Origin of the sequence: Paenibacillus sp. GCM10027628, assembly GCF_042676385.1 — a bacterium.
Taxonomy (GTDB): domain Bacteria; phylum Bacillota; class Bacilli; order Paenibacillales; family NBRC-103111; genus Paenibacillus_E.
The window spans coordinates 1-21,417 of record NZ_JBHTHA010000083.1; the positions used below are offsets into that span (position 1 = coordinate 1).

21 protein-coding genes are annotated in these 21,417 nt (G+C 49.0%); all 21 read left to right on the forward strand.

Annotation, left to right across the window (positions count from 1 at the left end):
* Positions 1-140: 140 nt before the first annotated feature.
* The 21 genes from ispE (at position 141) to spoIIE (ending at position 21,325) form a co-directional block, all read left to right on the forward strand.
* The gene (ispE, locus tag ACFQZT_RS33020) at positions 141-995 is read left to right on the forward strand and encodes a 4-(cytidine 5'-diphospho)-2-C-methyl-D-erythritol kinase (RefSeq protein ID WP_379307353.1); all 855 of its coding nucleotides are present in this window, start codon (positions 141-143) and stop codon (positions 993-995) included.
* A gap of 185 nt (positions 996-1,180) precedes the next feature.
* On the forward strand, positions 1,181-2,017 hold the full coding sequence (gene purR, locus ACFQZT_RS33025) for a pur operon repressor (RefSeq protein WP_379307355.1): 837 nt from the start codon (positions 1,181-1,183) through the stop codon (positions 2,015-2,017).
* Positions 2,018-2,020: 3 nt separating this feature from the next.
* Positions 2,021-2,404 carry a RidA family protein gene (locus ACFQZT_RS33030; protein ID WP_379307357.1) on the forward strand — a complete coding sequence of 128 codons (384 nt, stop codon included), beginning with the start codon at positions 2,021-2,023 and terminating at the stop codon, positions 2,402-2,404.
* Between the two features lie 118 nt (positions 2,405-2,522).
* Positions 2,523-2,807, forward strand: coding sequence for a septation regulator SpoVG (spoVG, locus tag ACFQZT_RS33035; protein WP_036655543.1), 285 nt, complete (start codon positions 2,523-2,525; stop codon positions 2,805-2,807).
* 98 nt (positions 2,808-2,905) lie between these two features.
* Positions 2,906-4,300 (forward strand): bifunctional UDP-N-acetylglucosamine diphosphorylase/glucosamine-1-phosphate N-acetyltransferase GlmU, encoded by a 1,395-nt coding sequence (gene glmU, locus ACFQZT_RS33040; RefSeq protein WP_379307359.1) that lies wholly within the window; start codon positions 2,906-2,908, stop codon positions 4,298-4,300.
* Between the two features lie 135 nt (positions 4,301-4,435).
* Positions 4,436-5,077: a 50S ribosomal protein L25 gene (locus ACFQZT_RS33045; protein ID WP_379307361.1), complete on the forward strand. Its 642-nt coding sequence runs from the start codon at positions 4,436-4,438 to the stop codon at positions 5,075-5,077.
* A 441-nt stretch (positions 5,078-5,518) separates the two neighbouring features.
* Positions 5,519-6,079, forward strand: coding sequence for an aminoacyl-tRNA hydrolase (gene pth, locus ACFQZT_RS33050; RefSeq protein ID WP_379307363.1), 561 nt, complete (start codon positions 5,519-5,521; stop codon positions 6,077-6,079).
* Positions 6,080-6,211: 132 nt separating this feature from the next.
* Positions 6,212-6,439: an anti-sigma-F factor Fin gene (gene fin, locus ACFQZT_RS33055; protein WP_189017083.1), complete on the forward strand. Its 228-nt coding sequence runs from the start codon at positions 6,212-6,214 to the stop codon at positions 6,437-6,439.
* 109 nt (positions 6,440-6,548) lie between these two features.
* Complete coding sequence (gene mfd, locus ACFQZT_RS33060; protein WP_379307365.1) at positions 6,549-10,076, forward strand: transcription-repair coupling factor; 3,528 nt, start codon at positions 6,549-6,551, stop codon at positions 10,074-10,076.
* Positions 10,057-11,175 (forward strand): peptidylprolyl isomerase, encoded by a 1,119-nt coding sequence (locus ACFQZT_RS33065; RefSeq protein ID WP_379307367.1) that lies wholly within the window; start codon positions 10,057-10,059, stop codon positions 11,173-11,175. The genes mfd and ACFQZT_RS33065 overlap by 20 nt, the downstream gene beginning before the upstream one ends.
* 247 nt (positions 11,176-11,422) lie before the next feature.
* Complete coding sequence (spoVT, locus tag ACFQZT_RS33070) at positions 11,423-11,965, forward strand: stage V sporulation protein T (protein WP_379307369.1); 543 nt, start codon at positions 11,423-11,425, stop codon at positions 11,963-11,965.
* A gap of 179 nt (positions 11,966-12,144) precedes the next feature.
* Positions 12,145-12,735: an oligosaccharide flippase family protein gene (locus tag ACFQZT_RS33075; protein WP_379307371.1), complete on the forward strand. Its 591-nt coding sequence runs from the start codon at positions 12,145-12,147 to the stop codon at positions 12,733-12,735.
* 255 nt (positions 12,736-12,990) lie between these two features.
* Positions 12,991-13,893 (forward strand): lipid II flippase MurJ, encoded by a 903-nt coding sequence (locus tag ACFQZT_RS33080; protein ID WP_379307373.1) that lies wholly within the window; start codon positions 12,991-12,993, stop codon positions 13,891-13,893.
* A 372-nt stretch (positions 13,894-14,265) separates the two neighbouring features.
* A complete protein-coding gene (gene yabN, locus ACFQZT_RS33085; protein ID WP_379307375.1) occupies positions 14,266-15,783 on the forward strand; it encodes a bifunctional methyltransferase/pyrophosphohydrolase YabN in 1,518 nt (505 codons plus the stop codon).
* Positions 15,784-15,938: 155 nt separating this feature from the next.
* The gene (locus ACFQZT_RS33090; RefSeq protein ID WP_163953595.1) at positions 15,939-16,211 is read left to right on the forward strand and encodes an HU family DNA-binding protein; all 273 of its coding nucleotides are present in this window, start codon (positions 15,939-15,941) and stop codon (positions 16,209-16,211) included.
* Positions 16,211-16,474, forward strand: a complete 264-nt coding sequence (locus ACFQZT_RS33095; protein ID WP_188178322.1) for an RNA-binding S4 domain-containing protein — start codon at positions 16,211-16,213, stop codon at positions 16,472-16,474. The genes ACFQZT_RS33090 and ACFQZT_RS33095 overlap by 1 nt, the downstream gene beginning before the upstream one ends.
* A 156-nt stretch (positions 16,475-16,630) precedes the next feature.
* Positions 16,631-16,918 carry a sporulation protein YabP gene (gene yabP, locus ACFQZT_RS33100; RefSeq protein ID WP_379307378.1) on the forward strand — a complete coding sequence of 96 codons (288 nt, stop codon included), beginning with the start codon at positions 16,631-16,633 and terminating at the stop codon, positions 16,916-16,918.
* Positions 16,915-17,490, forward strand: a complete 576-nt coding sequence (gene yabQ, locus ACFQZT_RS33105) for a spore cortex biosynthesis protein YabQ (protein ID WP_379307380.1) — start codon at positions 16,915-16,917, stop codon at positions 17,488-17,490. Before yabP ends, yabQ begins: the two co-directional genes overlap by 4 nt.
* A 16-nt stretch (positions 17,491-17,506) precedes the next feature.
* Positions 17,507-17,827, forward strand: coding sequence for an FtsB family cell division protein (locus tag ACFQZT_RS33110; RefSeq protein WP_379307382.1), 321 nt, complete (start codon positions 17,507-17,509; stop codon positions 17,825-17,827).
* Between the two features lie 109 nt (positions 17,828-17,936).
* Positions 17,937-18,512, forward strand: a complete 576-nt coding sequence (locus ACFQZT_RS33115; protein WP_379307384.1) for a S1 domain-containing RNA-binding protein — start codon at positions 17,937-17,939, stop codon at positions 18,510-18,512.
* A 320-nt stretch (positions 18,513-18,832) separates the two neighbouring features.
* Positions 18,833-21,325 carry a stage II sporulation protein E gene (spoIIE, locus tag ACFQZT_RS33120; RefSeq protein ID WP_379307386.1) on the forward strand — a complete coding sequence of 831 codons (2,493 nt, stop codon included), beginning with the start codon at positions 18,833-18,835 and terminating at the stop codon, positions 21,323-21,325.
* Positions 21,326-21,417 lie beyond the last annotated feature (92 nt).

Genomic DNA, 21,417 nt, shown 5'->3' on the forward strand with positions numbered 1-21,417 from the left:
CGGTGAATGGATAAAGAATTGGAATGAAGAAAAGCCTGCTGAGGTTTCTCAACAGGCTGAGCTAAAGCGAATGCTTTAGCTTTTCTTTTGCGCTTTTGTTATAATATTTTAACGGCAAACGAGCAAAAGAAGGTGATCCGATGAAGATTTTTGAAAAAGCACCGGCCAAAATTAACTTATCCCTTGATGTTTTACATAAAAGAGAAGATGGTTACCATGAAGTTGAGATGGTCATGACGATGGTGGATCTGGCGGATCGCATCGAAATGCAAGAGCTGCCCAGAGATACGATCATCATTTCCAGTCAGGCGGGCTATATTCCGCTCGATGAGAAGAATTTGGCGTTTCAAGCAGCTAGACTCATTAAAGATCGATATGACGTCAAACAGGGCGTGTACATCCATCTGGATAAAAAGATCCCGGTCGCCGCAGGTCTGGCAGGCGGCAGCAGTGACGCGGCAGCGACCTTGAGAGGGCTTAACCGGCTTTGGCAGCTGAACATCCCGGTGGAGGAGCTTCAGAAGCTCGGAGCCGAGCTTGGCTCGGATGTGCCCTTCTGTGTGACGGGCGGGACGGCAGTAGCCAGAGGGCGTGGAGAGAAATTGGAGCCGATTGCTTCACCTCCTCAATGCTGGGTCGTATTGGCCAAGCCCCCCATCAATGTATCTACATCGGAGATTTATGGGAAATTGAATGCCCGGGGAATCAAGAAGCATCCATCGACGGCCAGCGTGCTGGAGGCAATCCAAGAGAAACAGTTCGACCGGCTCTGTGACGAGCTGGGAAATGTACTTGAGGAAGTGACTTTAGAGTTATACCCGGAGGTGCGGCATCTGAAAGAGTGCATGCAGAAGCTGGGGGCCGACGGTGTGCTGATGTCAGGCAGCGGGCCGACGGTGTTCGGTCTTGTCTCCAAGGAAGCGAAAGTGCCCCGTATATACAATGGGCTGCGGGGATTTTGCAAGGATGTATATGCGGTGCGGATGTTAACGTAATGAATGGTTAGGAGGGCCCTTAGAGGGCTCTTTTTTGCCGGAGGATGGAAGGCGTTTTCATTACCGGACTTCGTGTCAATTCGGTGTCAAGTTTATGTCAATATAATTTTCATGGGGAACTTGAATAAATACGTATAAAAATGGTATATTTTCATTATATTATTCGGATTTAGGGGGGTAGGGCGATGAAAAAGTTGAAAAGGAGCGCTAGGCTGGTGGAAATGACGCAGTACTTGTTATTTCGCCCCCATTCGTTAATTCCTTTAACGACTTTTGCCGAGCGTTACAACTCAGCTAAATCCTCGATCAGTGAAGATTTGGCCATCATCAAGGAAGTATTTGAAGAAGAAGGTTTGGGTGAGCTGCATACGCTGGCAGGAGCAGCAGGAGGCGTGAAATTTACGCCAAAGATGCCGAAGGAAGCGTCGTTGAAGTTCATTCAAGATTTATGTGCACAGCTGCAGCAGCCAGAAAGAATTCTTCCAGGCGGCTATTTGTATATGTCTGATATTATGGGGCAGCCCCATAATTTGAATGAAATCGGTAAAACGTTTGCATCCGCTTTTGCAGGACGGGACATCGATGTCATTATGACTGTTGAAACGAAAGGCATTCCTCTTGCCTATGCAACGGCGACTTATATGAACCTTCCGGTCGTTGTAGTACGTCGGGACACGAAGGTGACCGAAGGGTCGGCGGTAAGCATTAACTATGTGTCCGGCTCCAACAAGCGCATTCAAACGATGTCGCTTGCCAGACGTGCGCTGAAAGAAGAATCGAAAGTGTTAATCATCGACGATTTCATGCATGTAGGCGGGACGATTCACGGCATGATGGATTTATTGGCTGAATTCAAGGCTTCCGTCCAAGGGGTAGGCGTGTTTATGGAGTCCTGCGAAGTGGAAGAGCATTTAGTTGACGATTATGTATCGCTGGCCCGCTTGTACGGTGTTGATTCCAAAACAAAGCAAATCACTGCAGAGCCGGGCAACTATTTTGACGGTAAAAAAGGAGATTCGTAAACGATGGAGTTCATTTCAACGAAAGCAGCCCCTGCGGCTATTGGGCCTTACTCACAAGCGGTGAAGTTAGGCAACATGCTCTACACTTCCGGACAGATTCCTCTTGGTCTAGACGGACAAATTGTTCAAGGTGGAATCAAGGAACAGGCACATCAAGTATTTGCTAATTTGAAGGGTGTTCTGGAAGAAGCGGGAACCGATTTTGCTCATGTGGTCAAAGCAACGGTTTTTCTAAAAGATATGAATCAGTTCGCAGAGCTGAATGACATCTACGCTTCGTATTTTGGCGATCATAAACCGGCTCGATCGACTGTCGAAGTGGCGCGTTTGCCCCGCGATGTTTTTGTCGAAATTGAGTTAATTGCTGAGATTCCTGTCGAATTTTAACAGAAACATTAAGAACATATAAATTTATAGAAAATTTCAAAAAAAGAAGAAGGAATTTGCCCCAAAATGTGGAATTATACACCCAAGTCTTAGCGATGGAAAAAGGTGGTGAACACAAGTGCAAATTACAGATGTAAGACTCCGCCGGGTCAACTCCGAGGGGAGAATGAAGGCGATTGCTTCCATTACCATTGACAACGAGTTTGTTGTTCATGACATTCGTGTCATAGACGGCAACAACGGCATGTTCGTGGCTATGCCTAGCAAACGAACTCCAGACGGTGAGTTCCGTGACATCGCTCATCCTATTTCTTCAACAACTCGCGAAAAGATTCAAGCTGCGGTATTAGCTGAATACGATCGTGCAGCAGCTGAAGAAGAAGTTATAGAGGAAGGCGCTTAAATCTGTTTACCTAGAGAGCCCGCGAGGCTCTCTTTTCTTTTTGCGGGAATTGAGCTATATTGGGTGAAGTAATTTGATTACAAGGAGTTGATTGTAAGTTGAAACTCATGGCTATTGTACTGGCAGCAGGACAAGGAAAACGAATGAAATCGAAGCTGTACAAGGTGCTTCATCCGGTAGTTGGCAAGCCGATGGTGGGTCACGTTGTGGATACGCTCCAGCATATAGAAACGTCTAGAACTTTGGTAATTGTAGGATATGGTGCGGAAGCGGTTCAAGCTTATTTGGGGGATCGCGTGGAATACGCGCTTCAAGAGCAGCAACTGGGAACGGGACATGCGGTTCTTCAGGCGAAGGATGCTCTTGGCTCTGAAGAAGGGATGACGATCGTGATCTGTGGCGATACACCACTAATCTCGGAAGAGACCCTTAAGAATATGATCGGGCTGCATCAGGAGTCGGGCGCATCTGCTACGATTCTTACAGCAAAGCTGGATAATCCGTTCGGATACGGCCGCATCATTCGCGGGGAAGACGATCGTGTCACACGCATCGTGGAGCAAAAGGACTGCACGCCGGAAGAAGCGGCTGTTCAAGAGATGAATACAGGCACTTATATCTTTGATAATCATAAACTTTTCGAAGCGCTTGCTTCTGTTACGAACAATAATGTTCAAAACGAGTATTACCTGACGGACGTCATTGGTATTTTGGCTGGGCGGGGAGAGGTTGTACAGGGTTATTGCATGGCGGATGTTGCGGAGTCAATCGGTGTGAACGACAGGGTCGGACTGGCGGAGGCCGAGCGTTTGTTCAAGGAACGTATTAACCGTCAGCATATGTTGAACGGTGTTACGATCATCGATCCCGCCAATACGTATATTGAATCCGACGTTACGATTGGAATGGATACCGTACTATTGCCGGGAACGATTTTGCGTGGCAGGACCGTGATTGGAGATAACTGTACGATTGGACCGCAAACGGAAATTATCGATTCAACGATTATGGATGAAGTGACCATTAAGCAATCTGTTCTGCAGGATGCATATGTGGATAGCGATGCGAGTGTGGGGCCTTTTGCTTATTTGAGACCAGGAGCGAAGATCGGCAAGCACGTTAAAGTCGGCGATTTCGTTGAAATTAAAAATGCGACCCTCGGCGAGGGTACAAAAGTATCCCATCTGAGCTATGTAGGCGATGCTGTTGTCGGTACAAACGTTAACATCGGCTGTGGCGCGATTACGGTTAACTACGACGGATTTAACAAAAGTTTGACTGAGATCGAGGATGACGCTTTTGTCGGCAGCAACGTGAACCTGATTGCTCCTGTGCGAATCGGCAAGGGCGCTTACGTGGTAGCGGGCTCAACGATTACACATGCGGTAAATGACGGGGATCTGGCGATTGCGAGAGAAAGACAGACGAACAAACCAGGCTATGCAGATAAGATTAAAGCGCGCATGAAGGCGAAGAAGAACAACAAGGGCTAATGCGGCTTTTCTGTGGGGCGGGTTACTGGGAAGACTTTAACGCGGAAAAACCGCGCTAAAGCGTTGGATGGAACCTCCTGAGGTTGGGTACGCTATGAACTAGCGTTTAACCAACTCTTAGGAGGTTTTTTTCGTATGGCATTGACGTTAAAGGCAGAAGCTCGCAAGGAAACGACCAAGTCAGACATCAAGCAGCTTCGTTCCCAAGGTAAGATACCGGGCGTAGTTTATGGCAAAAAAATTCAATCGACAGTCATTTCGATCGATCAAAAAGAGCTGATGGCGCTGCTGCGATCGAATCCGCATGCCATTATCGAGATGGATATGCCGGAAGGCGGAGGTAAGCAGCCCGTGATGATTAACGAATTACAACGCGGTAAGGTCCATCGGGAACTGCTTCATGTAGATTTTCACCAGATTAATATGGACGAGCCTGTGAAAACCGTCGTAACGCTCGAATTCACGGGCGAAGCGGAAGGTGTCAAAGAGGGCGGCATTTTGCAAATACAACTTCATGAGCTGGAGATTCGGTGTTTGCCGAACCAGATACCGGGTTCCATCCGTGTAGATATCTCACATTTGGGGCTGGGTGAAAATATGCTGGTCCATCAGATTTCAGTTCCGGCAGGAATTGAGGTCAAGTCCGATATGAACGATCTCATTCTAACGATACTTGCCCCTCAGAAAGAAGTGCAAGAGGAAGAGCCGGCGCAGGAAGAGAAAGCTGGGCAAGCTGAGGCAGCAAATGAGGCTGCAAAGGAAGAACAGACGGTGTAAAGACGTGATAAAGCAGAGGGTGCCCTTGCTCCGAATTGGAGGGTATCCTCTGTTTTCACTTTAGGAGCCGTTGTTTAATAGCCTGGTCTTGAGATGAAAACATGCATGCTGCGGTTATAGAAGGAGTTGTTGACTTTAACAAAATGAGAAGTGTAAACTTCTACAAAGCCTATATCCTTGTGCAGGTTTTGATAGTATACTTGGACGGGAATACCGGCATCTATATGATCTTGAAATTGAATATCGGTGGAAAGTTGTTGACCGTGTAGATACATAAGCGCTGGCTCACCTGCAACTATGAATTTTGGTGGTAACTTTTGTTAACCCAATAGGTAGACATATACAAATTGGGAATTTTTTCTTAAAATAATTGATCTATAATTAATATTATTAAAATTTGATAAAGTTGCGGTTGCATCATCAGGAGGGTGAATAAAAAAGATGAAATGTTTCATAGGTTTAGGAAATCCTGGCAAGCAATATGAGCAGAATCGCCATAATATCGGCTTCATGGCCATTGATCATTTTGCCGCGAAATGGGGAATTCGTTCTTTTCAAAATAAAGGAAAAGGTCTTTTGGGAGAAGGTGTTGTTAACGGTACGAAAGTGTACCTGCTAAAGCCAATGACTTATATGAATCTGTCCGGTGAAGCGATGCGGGCTTTCCTTGATTTTTATAAAGCTGACTTGGCGGATATCACGATTATTTATGACGATATGGATACGCCGTTCGGACAGATCCGTCTGCGCTATCAAGGCAGTTCCGGCGGTCATAACGGGATCAAGTCGATTATTCAGCATGCGGGGACACAAAGTTTTAACCGGATTCGAATGGGGATAAACCGACCTGCGCCCGGCTACAATATCGCCGATTATGTGCTGTCTAATTTCTCCAAAGAAGAAATGAAATCGATGGATCAGGTGCTCGACCTCACATGTGAAGCCATGGAATTCAGCCTTAGCGAATCGTTCGAGAAGACGATGGCGAAGTTCAACAAGTAAGGTTTCACTGTCGCGTTCAGATGATTTGTATGCAATTCAGGTATCCGAAAATGACAATGGCGGAGTTGGCTAATTTCTCCGGCGAATGGTCATACTAGCATGTAATCGGATATTTGAAGGAGGCATACATATATGATCAAATACATTTGCAGGCATTGCCACACCTTTGTCGGGGAAATTAATCAGCATGAAATTACGGAGCAGCAGTTAGGCTTCCATTTCTTGACCCCCGATGAGCGTAGAGATATAATATCGTATAATACGAATGGGGATGTTACCGTCAGAGTTGTTTGCGATTATTGCCGTGAAGCGCTTGAGGCGAATCCGGAGTTATCGCTGCTGGCGAGTCCGCTGCAGTAACGTTTGTTGATGATTAATATGTTTTTGGGGCCCCCGCAATTGTGGGGTTAAGTTTTAATAGCCTAGGCAAGTGTGCCGAGGCTTCTTTTTGTGAGAGGAGTGTACTTGTTTGCAAGCTTTAATTCAAGCTTTTTCTGCGGATACCGACTTTCAAACGATCGTCACAGGTATTCGATCCGAGATGAAAGAGCAGCTCGTTGCCGGACTGACCGGCTCCTCTCGACAAGTGATGATTGCGACTCTTGCGCGAGAGATCTCGCGACCGCTATTCATTGTGACCCACAATATGTTCGCAGCCCAGAAAATCTCAGAGGATCTACTAGAGTGTTTATCTGAAGATGAAGTGCTGTTGTATCCATCCCAAGAGCTTCTGGCTACTGAAGAGGCTGCGGCCAGTCCCGAGATGCTAGCGCAGCGCATTGATGTGCTGACCAAGCTGGCAGGCGGCTATCGCGGAGTAGTGATTGCTCCCTACGCCGGCGTACGCAGACTGTTGCCCGTCAAGCAGGTATTCGAGGAATCACGGATTACGGTTCAAGTGGGAGACACGGTCCAGCTGGACGAACTGCTGCTCAGTTTGACGAATTTAGGGTACGAGCGCGTGGAACGGGTCGAGTCCAAAGGCGAGATGAGCGTACGGGGCGGTATTTTGGATATATTTCCGCTGACGAGCGCCAATGCGATCCGGATTGAATTTTTTGACGTAGAAGTGGATTCTATTCGAACCTTTGATGTGAGTGACCAAAGGTCAATTGATAAATTACAGAGAATTACGATTCCGCCATGCCGGGAAATTCAAGCAGATCGAAAGCGATTACAAGCTGCCGCCCAGCACGCTTATGAGCTTCTTCAAGGGCAATTGGAGAAGATGACGGACCGAGCGGCCAAGGATAAGCTGCTGGAAGGCATCGGTCATGATATCGAACTGCTCCGCGAAGGGCAGATGTTTCCGGGTATTTATAAATATATTTCGCTCTTATATACGGAAAGACAGACCCTCATGGACTTCATGCCCAAGGATGCGGTGCTGATTATCGACGAGCCGGCGCGTTTGCTGGAGACGGCGAAGCAGCTGGAGCGCGACGAAGCGGAATGGATGATGCATGCACTTCAAGAGGGAAAGAGCTTGCCGGCTTTTGTGCTGTCCAAATCCTATGAATCCTTGCTGCATCGCAGGCCGTTTCCGACGCTGTATTTGTCCCTGTTCTTGCGTCAAGTGCCGGGGATTCAACCGCAAAATATCGTAAATTTCGTCTGCCGTGTCATGCAAAATTTCCATGGACAAATGAATCTCCTGAAAGCGGAGATGGAGCGCTGGAAGAAGAACGGCAGCAAAGTCATTTTGCTGGCCAATGGGGAAGAACGGTCCGATCGCGTGAAGCGGGTGCTGCACGACTATCAGATTGAAGAGCCTGAGATTGTGGACGGTAATCTGCAGACAGGCTTTGAGATGCCTTCGATTCATCTGGTCGTCATCACCGAAGGAGAGATCTTCACCCAGAAGCAGCGTAAGGCCCGTAAGGTTGAGAAGAAGCTGGAGAACGCAGAGCGCATCAAGAGCTACCAAGAGCTTAAGGTCGGCGATTACGTCGTTCATGTGAATCATGGCATCGGGAAATATGTCGGGATCGGTACGCTGGAAGTTGGCGGGATCCACAAGGATTACCTTCACATCATGTATGCGGGCGGCGATAAACTGTCGGTACCGATTGACCAGATCGATCTGATCCAAAAGTACGTGGGTGCGGAAGAAAAGGAGCCTAAAGTATATAAACTCGGCGGTGCCGATTGGGCAAGAGCGAAGAGCAAGGCTCGGGCATCGGTCAAAGACATTGCCGACGAACTGATCAAACTCTATGCCGAACGTCAGGCTACTACAGGCTATGGATTTAGTAAGGACAGTTCTTATCAAAATGAGTTTGAAGCGATGTTCCCTTACGACGAAACGCGTGATCAGCTTCGCGCGATTGAAGAAATTAAGCAGGACATGGAGAAATCGCGTCCGATGGACCGCTTGCTTTGCGGCGACGTGGGCTATGGAAAAACGGAAGTGGCGGTTCGGGCCGCCTTCAAGGCAGCTATCGACGGCAAGCAAGTAGCGGTGCTGGTGCCCACAACGATTTTGGCCCAGCAGCATTACGAAACATTCCGTGAACGTTTCTCCGGTTATCCATTCAACGTGCAAGTGCTTAGCCGCTTCCGCTCGAAGAAGGAACAGACCGAAGTAATGAAAGGCGTCAAAAAAGGTACGGTCGATGTCGTCATCGGTACGCATCGATTGCTTTCGCAAGACGTTCAGTTCAAGGATCTGGGCTTGCTTATCGTCGATGAGGAGCAGCGTTTCGGCGTGTCCCACAAAGAGAAGATAAAGCGGCTCAAAACAAATGTGGACGTATTGACGTTAACTGCGACGCCGATTCCAAGGACGCTGCACATGTCTATGCTTGGGGTACGAGACCTGTCCGTTATTGAGACGCCGCCGGAGAATCGGTTCCCTGTACAAACCTATGTCGTGGAATATGGCCCATCTCTCGTACGAGAGGCCATTGAGCGGGAACTGGCGCGTGAAGGCCAGGTGTATTACTTATACAATCGGGTTCAAGGCATTACTCAGATGGCCGATCAAATAGCCATGATGATCCCGGACGCCCGGGTTACCGTAGCGCATGGGCAGATGGGCGAGCAAGAATTAGAGAAAACCATTCTCGATTTCCTCGATGGCGAGTACGATGTTCTCGTCAGCACAAGCATTATCGAGACCGGCGTCGATATCCCGAATGTGAATACGCTAATCGTTCATGACGCGGATAAAATGGGGCTTTCCCAACTGTATCAGCTTCGCGGACGCGTCGGGCGCTCCAACCGGATAGCCTATGCTTACTTTACTTATCAGCGCGATAAAGTGCTGACCGAAGTAGCGGAGAAACGACTGCAAGCGATTAAAGAGTTTACAGAACTAGGTTCAGGCTTTAAAATTGCCATGAGGGATTTGTCCATTCGGGGCGCAGGCAATTTGTTGGGTGCCGAACAACACGGCTTCATAGCTTCTGTAGGGTTTGATTTATATTCGCAAATGCTTGCGGAAGAAATCGCTAAGCTCAAGCAGGAGATGGAAGGCGAAGCTGCCGTGCCGGAACCGGAATGGAACACCGCCATCGATATTCAATTGGATGCGTACCTGCCATCTGACTACATCTACGACAGCATGCAAAAAATCGAAATTTACAAAAAAGTGGCTGCCATTCGCACGTTGGAGGAAGCTGCAGATCTGCATGATGAGCTCGTCGATCGGTTCGGGGATTTGCCGCAAGCTGTATTCAACCTACTGGCAGTGGCTCGTTTGAAAGCATACGGTTCGGAGTACCGCATTGAAACGATCAGCCAAAAAGGGGATGATTACCAGATCAAGGTGCATGCCGATCAGAACGACAAACTTGACGGGCAGAAGCTGTTCTCTCTGTCAAACCGCTTTGAAGGCCGTATCAAGCTTGTAGCGGGGCCGCAAATCAACATCCTTGTCCGCTGCAAGGGGCTTAAACCGGAAGATGCCATCGAATTGGTGGAGAAATTCCTGGGGCAATACAAGGAGGTTCTGAAAACGAAGGGAGAATTACAAGATGTCGCCAAAACATACTAACAAACGACCGATTTACTCAAAAAAATGGATTTTATCGATGGTGGCGCTGCTTCTTGCCTTTTCCGTATTAAGCGCGTGCGGTAAAAAGAATCAGGGAGGCGCAGCAAGCGCTTCGCCTTCCGCTACCGCGGCAACGACCGGCAAGCCGACGGATATCATCGCCACTTACAAAGACGGCGGGAAAATTACGCGTGCCGAGTTTGACGCATTCACCAACGTGAACAAAATGTTTTCGCCACAACTCGCGCAGTTTATGACGGATCCTTCTTTTCAACAAGACATGTTGAAACAATTGGTTACGTTCCGAGTGCTGTCGGCAAAAGCAGACGATAAAGTGAAAGCCGATGCGGATAAACAAGTGACGGATCAAATGAAAGCCATCACCGACTACTTCGGCAAACAAGAAGGCGGAATGGACAAGCAGCTCAAAGATAACAACATCGAGCTGAAAGACATCGAGTCTTTGATGAAAATGAGCTTCTATACGATGGGCAGCATGGAAAGCAAGATCACGGATAAGCAAGTTCAAGATTCTTACAATGAACAAGCTGCTGCGCATGCATTCGATATCGCGACGGTCAGCCACATTCTCATTTCTTTAAAGGATGCAGCGACACAAAAAGATCTTCGCACCAAGGATGAAGCTTTGGCTAGAGCTAAAGAAGTTAAAGCTAAGCTGGATAAAGGCGGCGATTTCGCGGCGTTAGCTAAAGAGTATTCCGATGATCCGGGTTCCAAAGATAATGGCGGTACTTACAAAGATGCGGACATCAACCAATGGGTGCCTGAGTTCAAGCAGGCGACTAGCACGCTGCCTTTGAACACCATCAGCGATCCGGTTGAATCCTCATTCGGTTATCATGTGATGAAAGTGGAATCCAGAAGCACCAAGCCGCTCGATGATACGCTTAAAACGCAAATCAAGTCTCAATTGGCAGAAAAGTCGCTTTCGGAATTTGCTGAAAAAGAATATCCGAACCTCATTGAAACGAACAACTTGCCGAAACCTTCACCAAGCCCAGCTCCAGGAGCCAGCCCGGCGGCAAGTCCTGCTGCAAGTCCAGCAGCTAGCCCAGCTGCAAGCCCGGCAGCAAAGTAAGAACTTACCAGGATGTCCCAACAGGGACATCCTGTTTTTATTTGTTATTTTTGGACAAGATAACGTCAGCAGCAGCTACATAAAATGAACAGCATTTAAGAAAAGTTCCTCGGTGAAGCGTCTGCATAGAAGAATGGGAAGTGAAGAATACTATGGATAGAATTCGAGTTTCCTCCAAATCCCGAAACCAAGATTTCGTGCTCCAGTCGTATCTAATTCTTCAGAGGAAAGTGAGGCATCTAGAGGTATGAAAGCAACTGGAATTGTCCGTCGGATAGATGATTTAGGGAGAGTCGTGATTCCTAAGGAAATACGACGCACACTTCGCATCCGCGAAGGTGATCCGCTCGAAATATTTGTGGATCGCGATGGAGAAGTCATTCTCAAGAAATATTCACCCATCGGTGAACTTGGGGATTTTGCCAAAGAGTATGCGGAATCGCTCTTTGAGAGTACGAACCATGTAGCCATGATTTCCGATCGTGATACCATTATTGCGATGGCAGGCGGTTCGAAAAAGGATTATTTTGAAAAGTCGATCGGGTCTGTCGTGGAAGCCTGTATGGAAAACCGTAAAGCCGTTTTAGAAAGCGGAGCGGGACAGTACGAAATCATTAAAGACGCGAGCGAAACTTTTTCTTCGTATGTCGCAGCGCCGATCGTCGCGGGGGGCGATCCTATCGGGTCAGTCATCCTGGTGAGCAAAGATGAGAATGTGAAGATGGGTCAAATGGAAATGAAAATGGTGGAGACGGCTGCCGGATTTCTGGCGAAGCAGATGGAACAGTGACAAAAGAAGATTGAACGCACAAGCTTCCTTACCGAGATGGCGATCCTCTGTAAGCGAAGCTTTTTTGTGTCTGGAGGAGGTGTGTGGGTGTAAGTGCTTTGGAGATTATTTTGTGGGCGCCGGCGGATTCAGATATAATACTCCTAGAAGCATTACTGATAAGGGGGAGGCGTGGGTTGATGGGGGAAGCCCGCAATCGAGAACCCCAGACGAAAACAGGCAAGTCGAATTCGAAGTTGCTCAAAGGAGCTGCCATATTAGGCGTAGCGGCTGTTCTCTCTAAATTGCTGGGTACTCTGCAAAAAATTCCACTGCAAAATGTGGCGGGCGATACGGCGTTTGGTCTGTATAATGCGGTTTATCCGCTATATATACTCATTTTGTTCGCGGCAACAGCGGGATTCCCTGTAGCCGTATCCAAGTTTATCGCCGAACGAGATGTTCTTGGCGATGATAGGGGCGCTAGGCGGATTGTCTATGTCTCCATAACGATATTGATGGGTACAGGTATCGTACTTTTCTTATTTCTTTATTTCGGGGCCGGAGAAATTGCGAAGTGGATCGGGATCGGCAGAACGGAGCGAGCCATTCGAAGTGTTTCCTTTGCGTTGCTATTATCGCCTGTTCTGGCGGTTCTGCGAGGTTATTTCCAGGGTTATCAGAACATGGTGCCGACTGCTGTTTCACAAGTCATTGAACAACTGATCCGCGTCATCACGATGGTCGCTTTGCTGCTGTATTTGGTTGCGCTCGACTATGATGAATCGTAGATCGCCGCTGGTGCGACGTTCGGATCGGTCACTGGGGCTGGCGCGGGTTTAGCTGTGATGCTCGTGTATTGGCGAAAGGATCAGAGGAAGCGGCGGCAAAGGGGAGTAAGTGATGCAGGGACCGGCGCTGCTCGAGTGGATAAAGATAAGGATTATAGTGAAGGTAAGGGTTCAGGCGTAGCGCCAATCACCTATTGGTAGTGGGCGGTACGAATTACCGCATACGCGATACCTGTCTGTCTAGGCGCCATTGTTGTGCCGCTATTGACGCTGGTCGACACGTTCACCATGCCTCGACTGCTCGAAATCTCGCAAGGAAGCGAGGCCGAGGCAATGCGGCAATTCGGACTCTACAACCGGGGGCTACCGCTTGTTCAATTGGTGGTCATGATTGCGTCTTCGATGTCGGCGGTCCTTGTCCCGGCGATTGCAGAGGCTAAGGTACAAGGGCAAGCCGGGCTCATTCAATCCCGTTCAGAGATGGCGGTGCGGCTCTCTTGGTTTATTGGGCTGGGGGCTTCATCTGGGCTTGCCTTTGCAGCTGTGCCGATCAATGTGATGCTGTACAAAAGCAGCGAAGCCAGCTGGACGATGGCCGTGCTTGCCTTCACGGCCTTATTCAGCACGCTGAACGCTGTCACGGCCAGCGTGCTGCAAGGCGCCGGCGCGATCCGCACGCCGGCGAACGCCCTGCTCGTTGCCATCGTGCTGAAAGCACTCGGCAACGTCTGGCTCATGCCCCGCTGGGGCATCGACGGCGCCGCGCTCAGCGCGGTGATCGCCTACGCCGCTGCGGCGGGGCTGAACCTGGTGCAGCTCGCCCGCTGCACCGGGGCGCGCTTCGCGCTGCGGCCGTACGCCGTAAGCCCCACGCTGGGCGTGGTGGGGATGGGCGTCTGCCTCGCAGCGCTGCAGCTCTTGGCCAAGCCGGCCATGGCGGCTTGGCACGTGCCCGAGCGATTGGGCTATAGCGCAATCGCTCTCTTGAGCGTAGCCGGCGGCGCAGCCGTCTACGCGTTTGCGCTGCTGCGCAGCGGCGGCGTCAGCCGCGAGGAGCTGCGGCTGATGCCGGAGCTGGACCGGAAGCTCGCGCCGGTCCTCGCGAAACTGCAGCCGCCAGTGGAGCCGCGCGCTGGCGCCGAGGCGGACAAGCGCTAGCTGCCGAGGCAGCTGTGTTGGCTGTTTGTCATAACGAAAGGTAACTCCGCAACCTCTAGCTGTATATTGGTTTTGCGTACACTACTCGCTATGAACCAGGTTCCATTTAACAACCTGCAATTCATGCAGTTAAATCGCACTAATCTGCCCGATTTGGCATAAAACCTGCATTTCTTACAGCTGAATCGAGCCAAATTCACTTTTTTTGCCTTAACTTTTTGATCTACCTGCGCTTTTTGCAGGTAAATTGTCAATTTTAACCGAATTTCGAGGATCTACCTGCACTTTTCGCAGTTGAATAGTCAGTCTAGAGGTGCGACCAAAGGTCGCCGAGCATTTTCACAATACGATCACCCAGGAGGTGCTACTCATATGTCCGCTCAAAGCTCAACAATCACGATCGTCGGTCTAGGAACCGGCGACGAAGATCAGCTAACGCTTGGCGTTTGGAAGAAAATGCAGCTTGCCTCCATGTCGCAGGCAAGGCTTTACTTACGCACCAACGATCATCCGATGGTACGTATGCTTGATGACAATCAAATTCCTTATACAACTTTCGACGCCAATTATGAAGCGCATCAAAGCTTCGAACAAGTGTACGAGTCCATTGCTGATGAACTGATCCGGCAGGCGCAGCAGCATTCTACTACGGAAATCATTTATGCGGTTCCCGGCCATCCGATGGTGGCGGAATACACCGTCCAACTGCTGAAACAGCGCTGCCCGGAAGCAGGCATCGCCTTAAACCTTCTCGGCGGCGAAAGCTTCCTCGATCAGGCGTTTCTGCGTTTCGGCTTTGACCCAATCGACGGATTTCAACTGCTTGATGCGACAAGCCTGAGCCGCTACACACTCAATCCTCAGCTGCATACGGTCATCGGGCAAGTTTATGATACATATACCGCTTCTGATCTGAAAATTAGCCTTATGGAAGCTTATCCGGACGACTATCGAGTCGTTGTCGGTCATTCTCTAGGTGTGGCAGGTGCTGAAGAGATGGTGGAAGTACCGCTCTACGAGCTGGATCACATCAAAGGCTACGGCAATTTGTCTCTCGTCTGGGTGCCAAAAAGCGAACAAGACCAAGTCCACTACCGTTCCTTCGGCCGATTGCACGAAATCGTCAGCATCCTTCGCAGCCCGGAAGGCTGCCCTTGGGATCGCGAACAGACGCATGCGAGTCTCCGAAAGAACTTGATCGAAGAAGCTTACGAGGTGCTCGAAACGATCGACGAAGACGATCCTGATCATATGTGCGAGGAACTCGGCGATTTGCTGCTGCAAGTGATGCTGCATGCGCAGATGGAGGAAGAGATCGGTACGTTTACGGTGTACGATGTGATTGCAACGCTGAACGAGAAGCTCATCCGCCGCCATCCGCACGTCTTTGGCGAGAATAAGGCCGAGGATGCAGACGAGGCGCTTGTGAACTGGAATGCGATGAAAGCCGAAGAAAAGCGCAAAAAAGGCATCGACGTCACGAAGCAGTCTGTGCTCGATGGTGTTCCTCGTGATTTGCCAGGATTAATGAAAGCGTGGAAGCTGCAGAAAAAAGCAGCTACAGTCGGCTTTGATTGGTCAGAGGCGCGTGAGGTACTGAATAAGGTAGATGAAGAACTCGGCGAGCTGCGCCAAGCGATGGAGAGCCAAGGTGCGCAGGAAAAGCAGGAAGAGCTCGGCGATTTGCTTTTTTCCATCGTGAATTTGGCCCGATTCTTGAAAGTAGACCCGGAAGAAGCGATCGCGCAGACGAACCGTAAATTCGTGCAAAGATTTTCCTATATTGAGGATCAGCTACGTTTAAGAGGACTTTCTTTTGAGCAAACTGATTTATCAGAGATGGAAAATTACTGGCAGGAAGCAAAAAAAGTTACAAAACTTGAGCGCTGACAGCAGGATTTTGCCGAAAAAAGAAGAATACTTAGTTGGGTGTCAGGTTGAATATGGTAATATGGCAAGCGGAGAGACTTTGAACTACGTTCAAAGATCCCTATGTCGTATAGAAAACTCGATCTTCAAACATTTTTAGGAGGTAAAGAAAACCCATGAACAAAACAGATTTGATCAACAACATCGCAGAGAAAAGCGGACTTACTAAGAAAGACGTAGAAGCTGTACTTAACGGATTCCTTGGTGAAGTTACTGATGCGCTTTCATCCGGAGATAAAGTACAATTGATCGGTTTTGGTACATTCGAAACTCGCAAACGTTCCGGTCGTACAGGCCGCAACCCGCAAACAGGAAGCCCGATCGTGATTGCAGAATCCAAGGTTCCTGCTTTCAAAGCTGGTAACAAACTTAAAGACGCTGTAAAATAATGCGCCTCGATAAGTTTCTTAAAGTATCTCGCCTGATCAAGCGCCGCACCGTAGCCAAAGATGTATCCGACCAAGGACGCGTCTGGATCAACGGCAGAGATGCAAAAGCCAGTACAACCGTGAAGGTTGGAGACGAACTCGCCATTCAATTTGGCCAGAAAAAAGTGACCGTTCGCGTAGAGGCACTCGCCGAGTCAACCCGTAAGGAAGACGCTGCGCAAATGTACACTTTGCTGAAGGAAGAGGCTTTTCAACCGGAATAACACACAGGTTAATCCAATAGCTCGGGATCCCTTGAAAAAGGGTTCTCGGGCTATTTTTATATTATTTTGTTTATCGCCACTTTTGGGGGACTGTTACGGTTCTAAAAGTGGACATCCCTCCATATCGTAGTGATAGATGAAGGAGGGGTACAGGCCATGGTTGATCCCGTAAAAAACAGTAACAAGCGGCAGGAAATCAAAATGTTGAATCGGAAGCTCTTGGAGATCTCCGGAGTTTTGAACGTAGAGAGCTTTGACAGTGAAGAGTTCCTCCTGGAGACTGAAATGGGCTACTTGATGATCAGAGGGCAGAATTTGCACATCAAGAATTTGAGCTTGGAACAAGGATTAGTCGCCATTGAAGGATTGGTTAATGAACTATCTTACGTGGACGGGAACTCCCAGGAGAAATCCAAGGGATTCTTAGGTAAGCTATTCAAGTGACTCTAAATGTCCAATTTCAAACGATTTTCATGATGATCCTGAGCGGAATCGCGCTAGGCTCGATGTTCGATATATTTCGCGTGCTTTCGGGCAAGATGAGACTGCCTCGTTGGACGATTCCCCTCATCGATATGGTGTATTGGATTGTGGCGACAATCCTTGTGTTTCGACTGCTAATTTACAGCAATGAAGGGCAGCTTCGCGTGTTTGTTTTTTTAGGAATTGGGATTGGCATCTGTTTTTATTTTGCGTTGCTCAGCATTTGGGTGATCCGGTTGACGCTGCTGGTGATCTCGATTGTCATTGCGTTATACCGCTTCTTCCGCAGGGTTGTCGAACTTTTCATCATTAAACCGATTATTGGCTTATATCGTCTAACGGTGATAATTTTAGGTTTTTTGGTAGCTGTAGCTATATTCCTGTATAAAATTGTGCTACAATTGCTGTATCCTGTGTGGAGATTACTCTTCTGGATGACTCGGCCTTTGCATAAATATTTCGTGATGCCTGCTTGGTTCAAGAAGTTGACCGGGAAGATCGTCGCGATCTATCGCAGGCTATTCTTAAAGTAGGAGGGCATACTTATTCATGCAAGCTCAAGCAAACAATCCTTCTAAAAGCAGTAGCAAAGGTTCCAAGCGAAGACTTCGTTTTTTGATGATCTTTGTATTGTGTTTTATGAGCTGGGCAGGGGTTAACATCTGGGGTCAATTTGCCAAGCTGCATGAAAAGAGTACCGTCGTGGCCAACTTGGAACAGCAGCTTGCGGATGCAGGCAAACTGAATGATCAAACGAAGAAAGAATTGTCACGGCTTCATGACGATGAATATTTGGGGCAAATCATTCGCAGGGATTTCCATTATACGAAGAACGGAGAGACGCCGCTAAATGTCTCGAAGTCGCAATAATAGTTAGGTTGTAGAAGCGGGCAATTGCCTTGTTGACCGTGCTTTCTGCATCGGTTATAATCGGCGTAGCCAGTGTTTTCAACATTTTAAGGGAGGAACATTTTACTTTATGGCAATTGAAGTGGGCACCAAGTTAGAGGGAAGAGTGACGGGGATTACTCACTTTGGAGCATTCGTCGAGCTTGCTGAAGGAGTTACCGGTCTTGTTCACATCTCAGAGATCGCGGACAATTATGTGAAAGACGTTAATGACCATTTAAAGCTGGATGACAAAGTAACGGTCAAAGTGATTAACGTGGACAAGGATGGCAAGATCGGACTGTCAATCAAGCAGACGATTGATAAGCCAGTTGAGGAAAGACCAGCTCGTCCTGAACGACAAGGTGGCAGCTATCAAGGGCGTCCAAGCGGAGATCGTCCAGGTTTCCAAGGTCGACCAGGTGGCGGAGAACGCAGTGGTCCTCCAAGCGGTGGTTCTGGCGGCGGCCGACCAGGCGGCGGTGGATTCAACCGTGGCGGCGGTGGCGGTGGACGCGGCGGCTTTAACAAGCAGCAAGGCGGAGCTAGACCATTTTCGTTCGAAGATAAAATGTCCCGTTTTTTAAAAGACAGTGAAGAGCGGATTTCGTCTCTCAAGAAGAACACCGAGTCCAAACGCGGTGGCCGAGGCGGAAGAAGAGATTAATATAAAGTATGAACCACATTCGCTTAGGCGTGTGTGGTTTTTTTGTATTTGCAAACCACCGTGGTGGTACAGTCCGTATCAATCGACATCAATTTACGGGTATCTCCCTCATACGAGGGGCGAAAGTTCGGGTCAATCAGACTTTTCAGGAGCCTCCGATCTCTGCGAGACAAGACTAGGCAAGGGTTCAGGCTTGATGACAAGGCCACTATTTCTTGTCGGAAATTTCTTTGAATCTACCAACTGATTCTGACAAACTTTCTGCTAGATTGTCTCTATACTAGAGAAACAATATGGACGAATGGAAGGTGTTGGAGAAGATGCAAAGAAGAAGCGTAGTCACGGCGATCGGCGGGCAATGGGCGGGATTTTGGCAAAAAGCGAAGACGGGCGCGCATAGCGCAGCAGTGGAAAATCGATTCGTACAAGCATTTGTCGCCAAGAAATGGGCGTTGCTGCTTATCTTGATGGGCTTTTTGCTTGGACGAGCTATGATTCTCGAGCAGCTGTCTCCCTTCGCGCTTGCGTTTTTCGCCGTTATTTATTTTACAAGAAGAGATCTGCTGCATTGGGTCGGCGTTGCTGTATTTGCGGGCAGTTTGTTATCGTTGCATGCACATACAGGCTACATTGTGACAGAGATGATCGTCTTTTTGCTAATACAAAAAGCTTGTGAGAAGTTTGAACGGACAGATGTATCGTTGGCTCCTCTTCAGGTGTTCAGCGCCACGTTCCTGGTGCAATTGTTCTCGGCGCTCGTTGTTTCTAACCTTAGCTGGTATTCGGTGATGATGATTGCTGTAGAATCACTCCTTTCTCTCGTGCTTACGTTGATTTTCATTCAAGCGGTACCTGTCTTTACGCTAAACCGCAAAAATTATCATTTGAAACATGAAGAAATCATCTGTCTGATCATTCTGCTGGCTTCCGTGATGACTGGGACAGTGAGTTGGTTCGTTGGCCCGGTTACCGTGGAACATGTCCTGTCCCGTTACTTGATTCTGCTCTTCGCTCTGGTCGGCGGCGCCCCATTCGGTGCTTCGGTCGGGGTGATTACAGGACTCATCTTGAGTCTGGCGAACAGCAATGCCGTATATCAGATGAGTTTGTTGGCGTTTTCAGGCATGCTGGCAGGGCTTTTGAAGGAAGGCAACCGACTCGCTGTCGCATTTGGCATGCTGCTTGGCTCCTCGATTCTCTCCTTCTACATGGGAAACAGCGTGGATGTGATCAATTCTACATGGGAATCGCTTGCAGCCGTGACGCTCTTCTTGTTGACGCCGCGAAGCCTGGTTCAAACCTTGGCTAAATATGTGCCGGGCACACAGGAAAATCTGAAGTCTCAACAAGATTACGCCAAGCGTGTAAGAGATGTGACGGCTGGGCGCGTTGAACAATTCTCTGAGGTGTTTCGTCAGTTGGCCCGCAGCTTCAAACAATTAACGACGGAGAATATGGAAAGCCGCAGGGAGGAGGATGTGGGGCATTTTATGAATGCCGTGGCACATAAAACCTGTGATACGTGCTGGAAGAAAAACCAGTGCTGGGATCAGAAGTTTTACCAGACGTATACGTTTATGACGGATATGATGACGAGTATCGAATCGAAGGAGGATATGACGAAGAAAGAGATTCCGCAAGAATGGAAAAAGGTGTGTGCCCGTACGGATCAAGTGCTGGAGGTCATGAAACATCAATACGGTCTCTATAAGAATGATATGCATTGGAAAAAACAAATTCTGGACAGCCGCCAGTTGGTAGCGGATCAACTTTCAGGCGTATCGCAGGTCATGGAGGATCTGGCCAAGGAGATCAAACGCGAAGGGCAGGAGCTGTACTTCCAGGAGGAACAAATCCGCAGCGCACTGGAGGAGCTGGGCTTGTCTATTCATACCATCGACATTATTTCCTTGGACGAAGGCAATGTCGAGATCGAAATCATTCATCAGTATACGAAGGGATTTGATGAATGCCGTAAAATCATTGCGCCGCTCCTCAGCGAAATTCTCGGCGAGAACGTCGCCGTGAAGCGGGAGGAGATGCACGAGCGCGGCGAGGGCTACAGCACGGTCGTTTTCGGCTCCGCCAAGGAATACGAGGTGGAGACCGGCGTCGCCGGAGCTGCTAAGGGAGGCGACTTCCTGTCGGGCGACAGCTTCTCCACGGTCGAGCTGGGCAATGGCAAGTTTGCCGTTGCGCTTAGCGACGGCATGGGCAACGGCGAGCGCGCGCGGGCGGAGAGCTCGACGGCGCTTAACATTTTGCAGCAGCTGCTGCAGTCGGGCATGGACGAGAAGCTCGCGATCAAGTCGCTCAATTCCGTGCTGAATCTGCGCTCTTCCGACGAGATGTATGCAACTGTCGATATGGCTTTGATCGACATGTACAGCGCGAACACGACGTTTATGAAAATCGGTTCGACGCCGAGCTTTATCAAACGAGGCAGCGAGGTGATCTCGATCTCAGCCAACAACTTGCCGGTGGGCATCTTGCAAGATATTGACGTCGATCTCGTTTCGATTCCGCTTCAGTCCGGGGATATCCTTATTATGATGACGGATGGCATCTACGATGCGCCGGGCCCTGCGGTTAATAAGGAGATGTGGATGAAGCGGATGATCCACGAGATCGATACGACACAGCCGCAGGACTTCGCAGACTGCTTGTTGGAGCGGATTTTCCGCTACCACCACGGCGAAGTCCAAGACGACATGACCGTTGTCGTGGCACGCGTGGAGAAGCATCATCCGGAATGGGCTACGTTCCGCTGGCCTGGCATTACCCGCATGGAGCGTCCGAAGACGGTCAGTTAGCTTAGAGAAAAAGCTGTAACAGCAGGGTGCTGTTACAGCTTTTTTGTGTAAGTGATTCATATTAGCGGATCGCTTTCACCTGAACATCTATC

What these genes read in the sequence shown, in the direction of transcription:
- ACFQZT_RS33110 (WP_379307382.1), top strand. Translation starts at nt 17,507, where the DNA reads ATGCAAGCTCAAGCAAACAATCCTTCTAAAAGCAGTAGCAAAGGTTCC.
- pth (WP_379307363.1), top strand. Translation starts at nt 5,519, where the DNA reads ATGAAATGTTTCATAGGTTTAGGAAATCCTGGCAAGCAATATGAGCAG.
- ACFQZT_RS33030 (WP_379307357.1), top strand. Translation starts at nt 2,021, where the DNA reads ATGGAGTTCATTTCAACGAAAGCAGCCCCTGCGGCTATTGGGCCTTAC.
- ACFQZT_RS33090 (WP_163953595.1), top strand. Translation starts at nt 15,939, where the DNA reads ATGAACAAAACAGATTTGATCAACAACATCGCAGAGAAAAGCGGACTT.
- fin (WP_189017083.1), top strand. Translation starts at nt 6,212, where the DNA reads ATGATCAAATACATTTGCAGGCATTGCCACACCTTTGTCGGGGAAATT.
- purR (WP_379307355.1), top strand. Translation starts at nt 1,181, where the DNA reads ATGAAAAAGTTGAAAAGGAGCGCTAGGCTGGTGGAAATGACGCAGTAC.
- yabN (WP_379307375.1), top strand. Translation starts at nt 14,266, where the DNA reads ATGTCCGCTCAAAGCTCAACAATCACGATCGTCGGTCTAGGAACCGGC.
- spoIIE (WP_379307386.1), top strand. Translation starts at nt 18,833, where the DNA reads ATGCAAAGAAGAAGCGTAGTCACGGCGATCGGCGGGCAATGGGCGGGA.
- ACFQZT_RS33075 (WP_379307371.1), top strand. Translation starts at nt 12,145, where the DNA reads ATGGGGGAAGCCCGCAATCGAGAACCCCAGACGAAAACAGGCAAGTCG.
- ACFQZT_RS33115 (WP_379307384.1), top strand. Translation starts at nt 17,937, where the DNA reads ATGGCAATTGAAGTGGGCACCAAGTTAGAGGGAAGAGTGACGGGGATT.
- spoVT (WP_379307369.1), top strand. Translation starts at nt 11,423, where the DNA reads ATGAAAGCAACTGGAATTGTCCGTCGGATAGATGATTTAGGGAGAGTC.
- ACFQZT_RS33095 (WP_188178322.1), top strand. Translation starts at nt 16,211, where the DNA reads ATGCGCCTCGATAAGTTTCTTAAAGTATCTCGCCTGATCAAGCGCCGC.
- ACFQZT_RS33065 (WP_379307367.1), top strand. Translation starts at nt 10,057, where the DNA reads ATGTCGCCAAAACATACTAACAAACGACCGATTTACTCAAAAAAATGG.
- ispE (WP_379307353.1), top strand. Translation starts at nt 141, where the DNA reads ATGAAGATTTTTGAAAAAGCACCGGCCAAAATTAACTTATCCCTTGAT.
- ACFQZT_RS33045 (WP_379307361.1), top strand. Translation starts at nt 4,436, where the DNA reads ATGGCATTGACGTTAAAGGCAGAAGCTCGCAAGGAAACGACCAAGTCA.
- yabP (WP_379307378.1), top strand. Translation starts at nt 16,631, where the DNA reads ATGGTTGATCCCGTAAAAAACAGTAACAAGCGGCAGGAAATCAAAATG.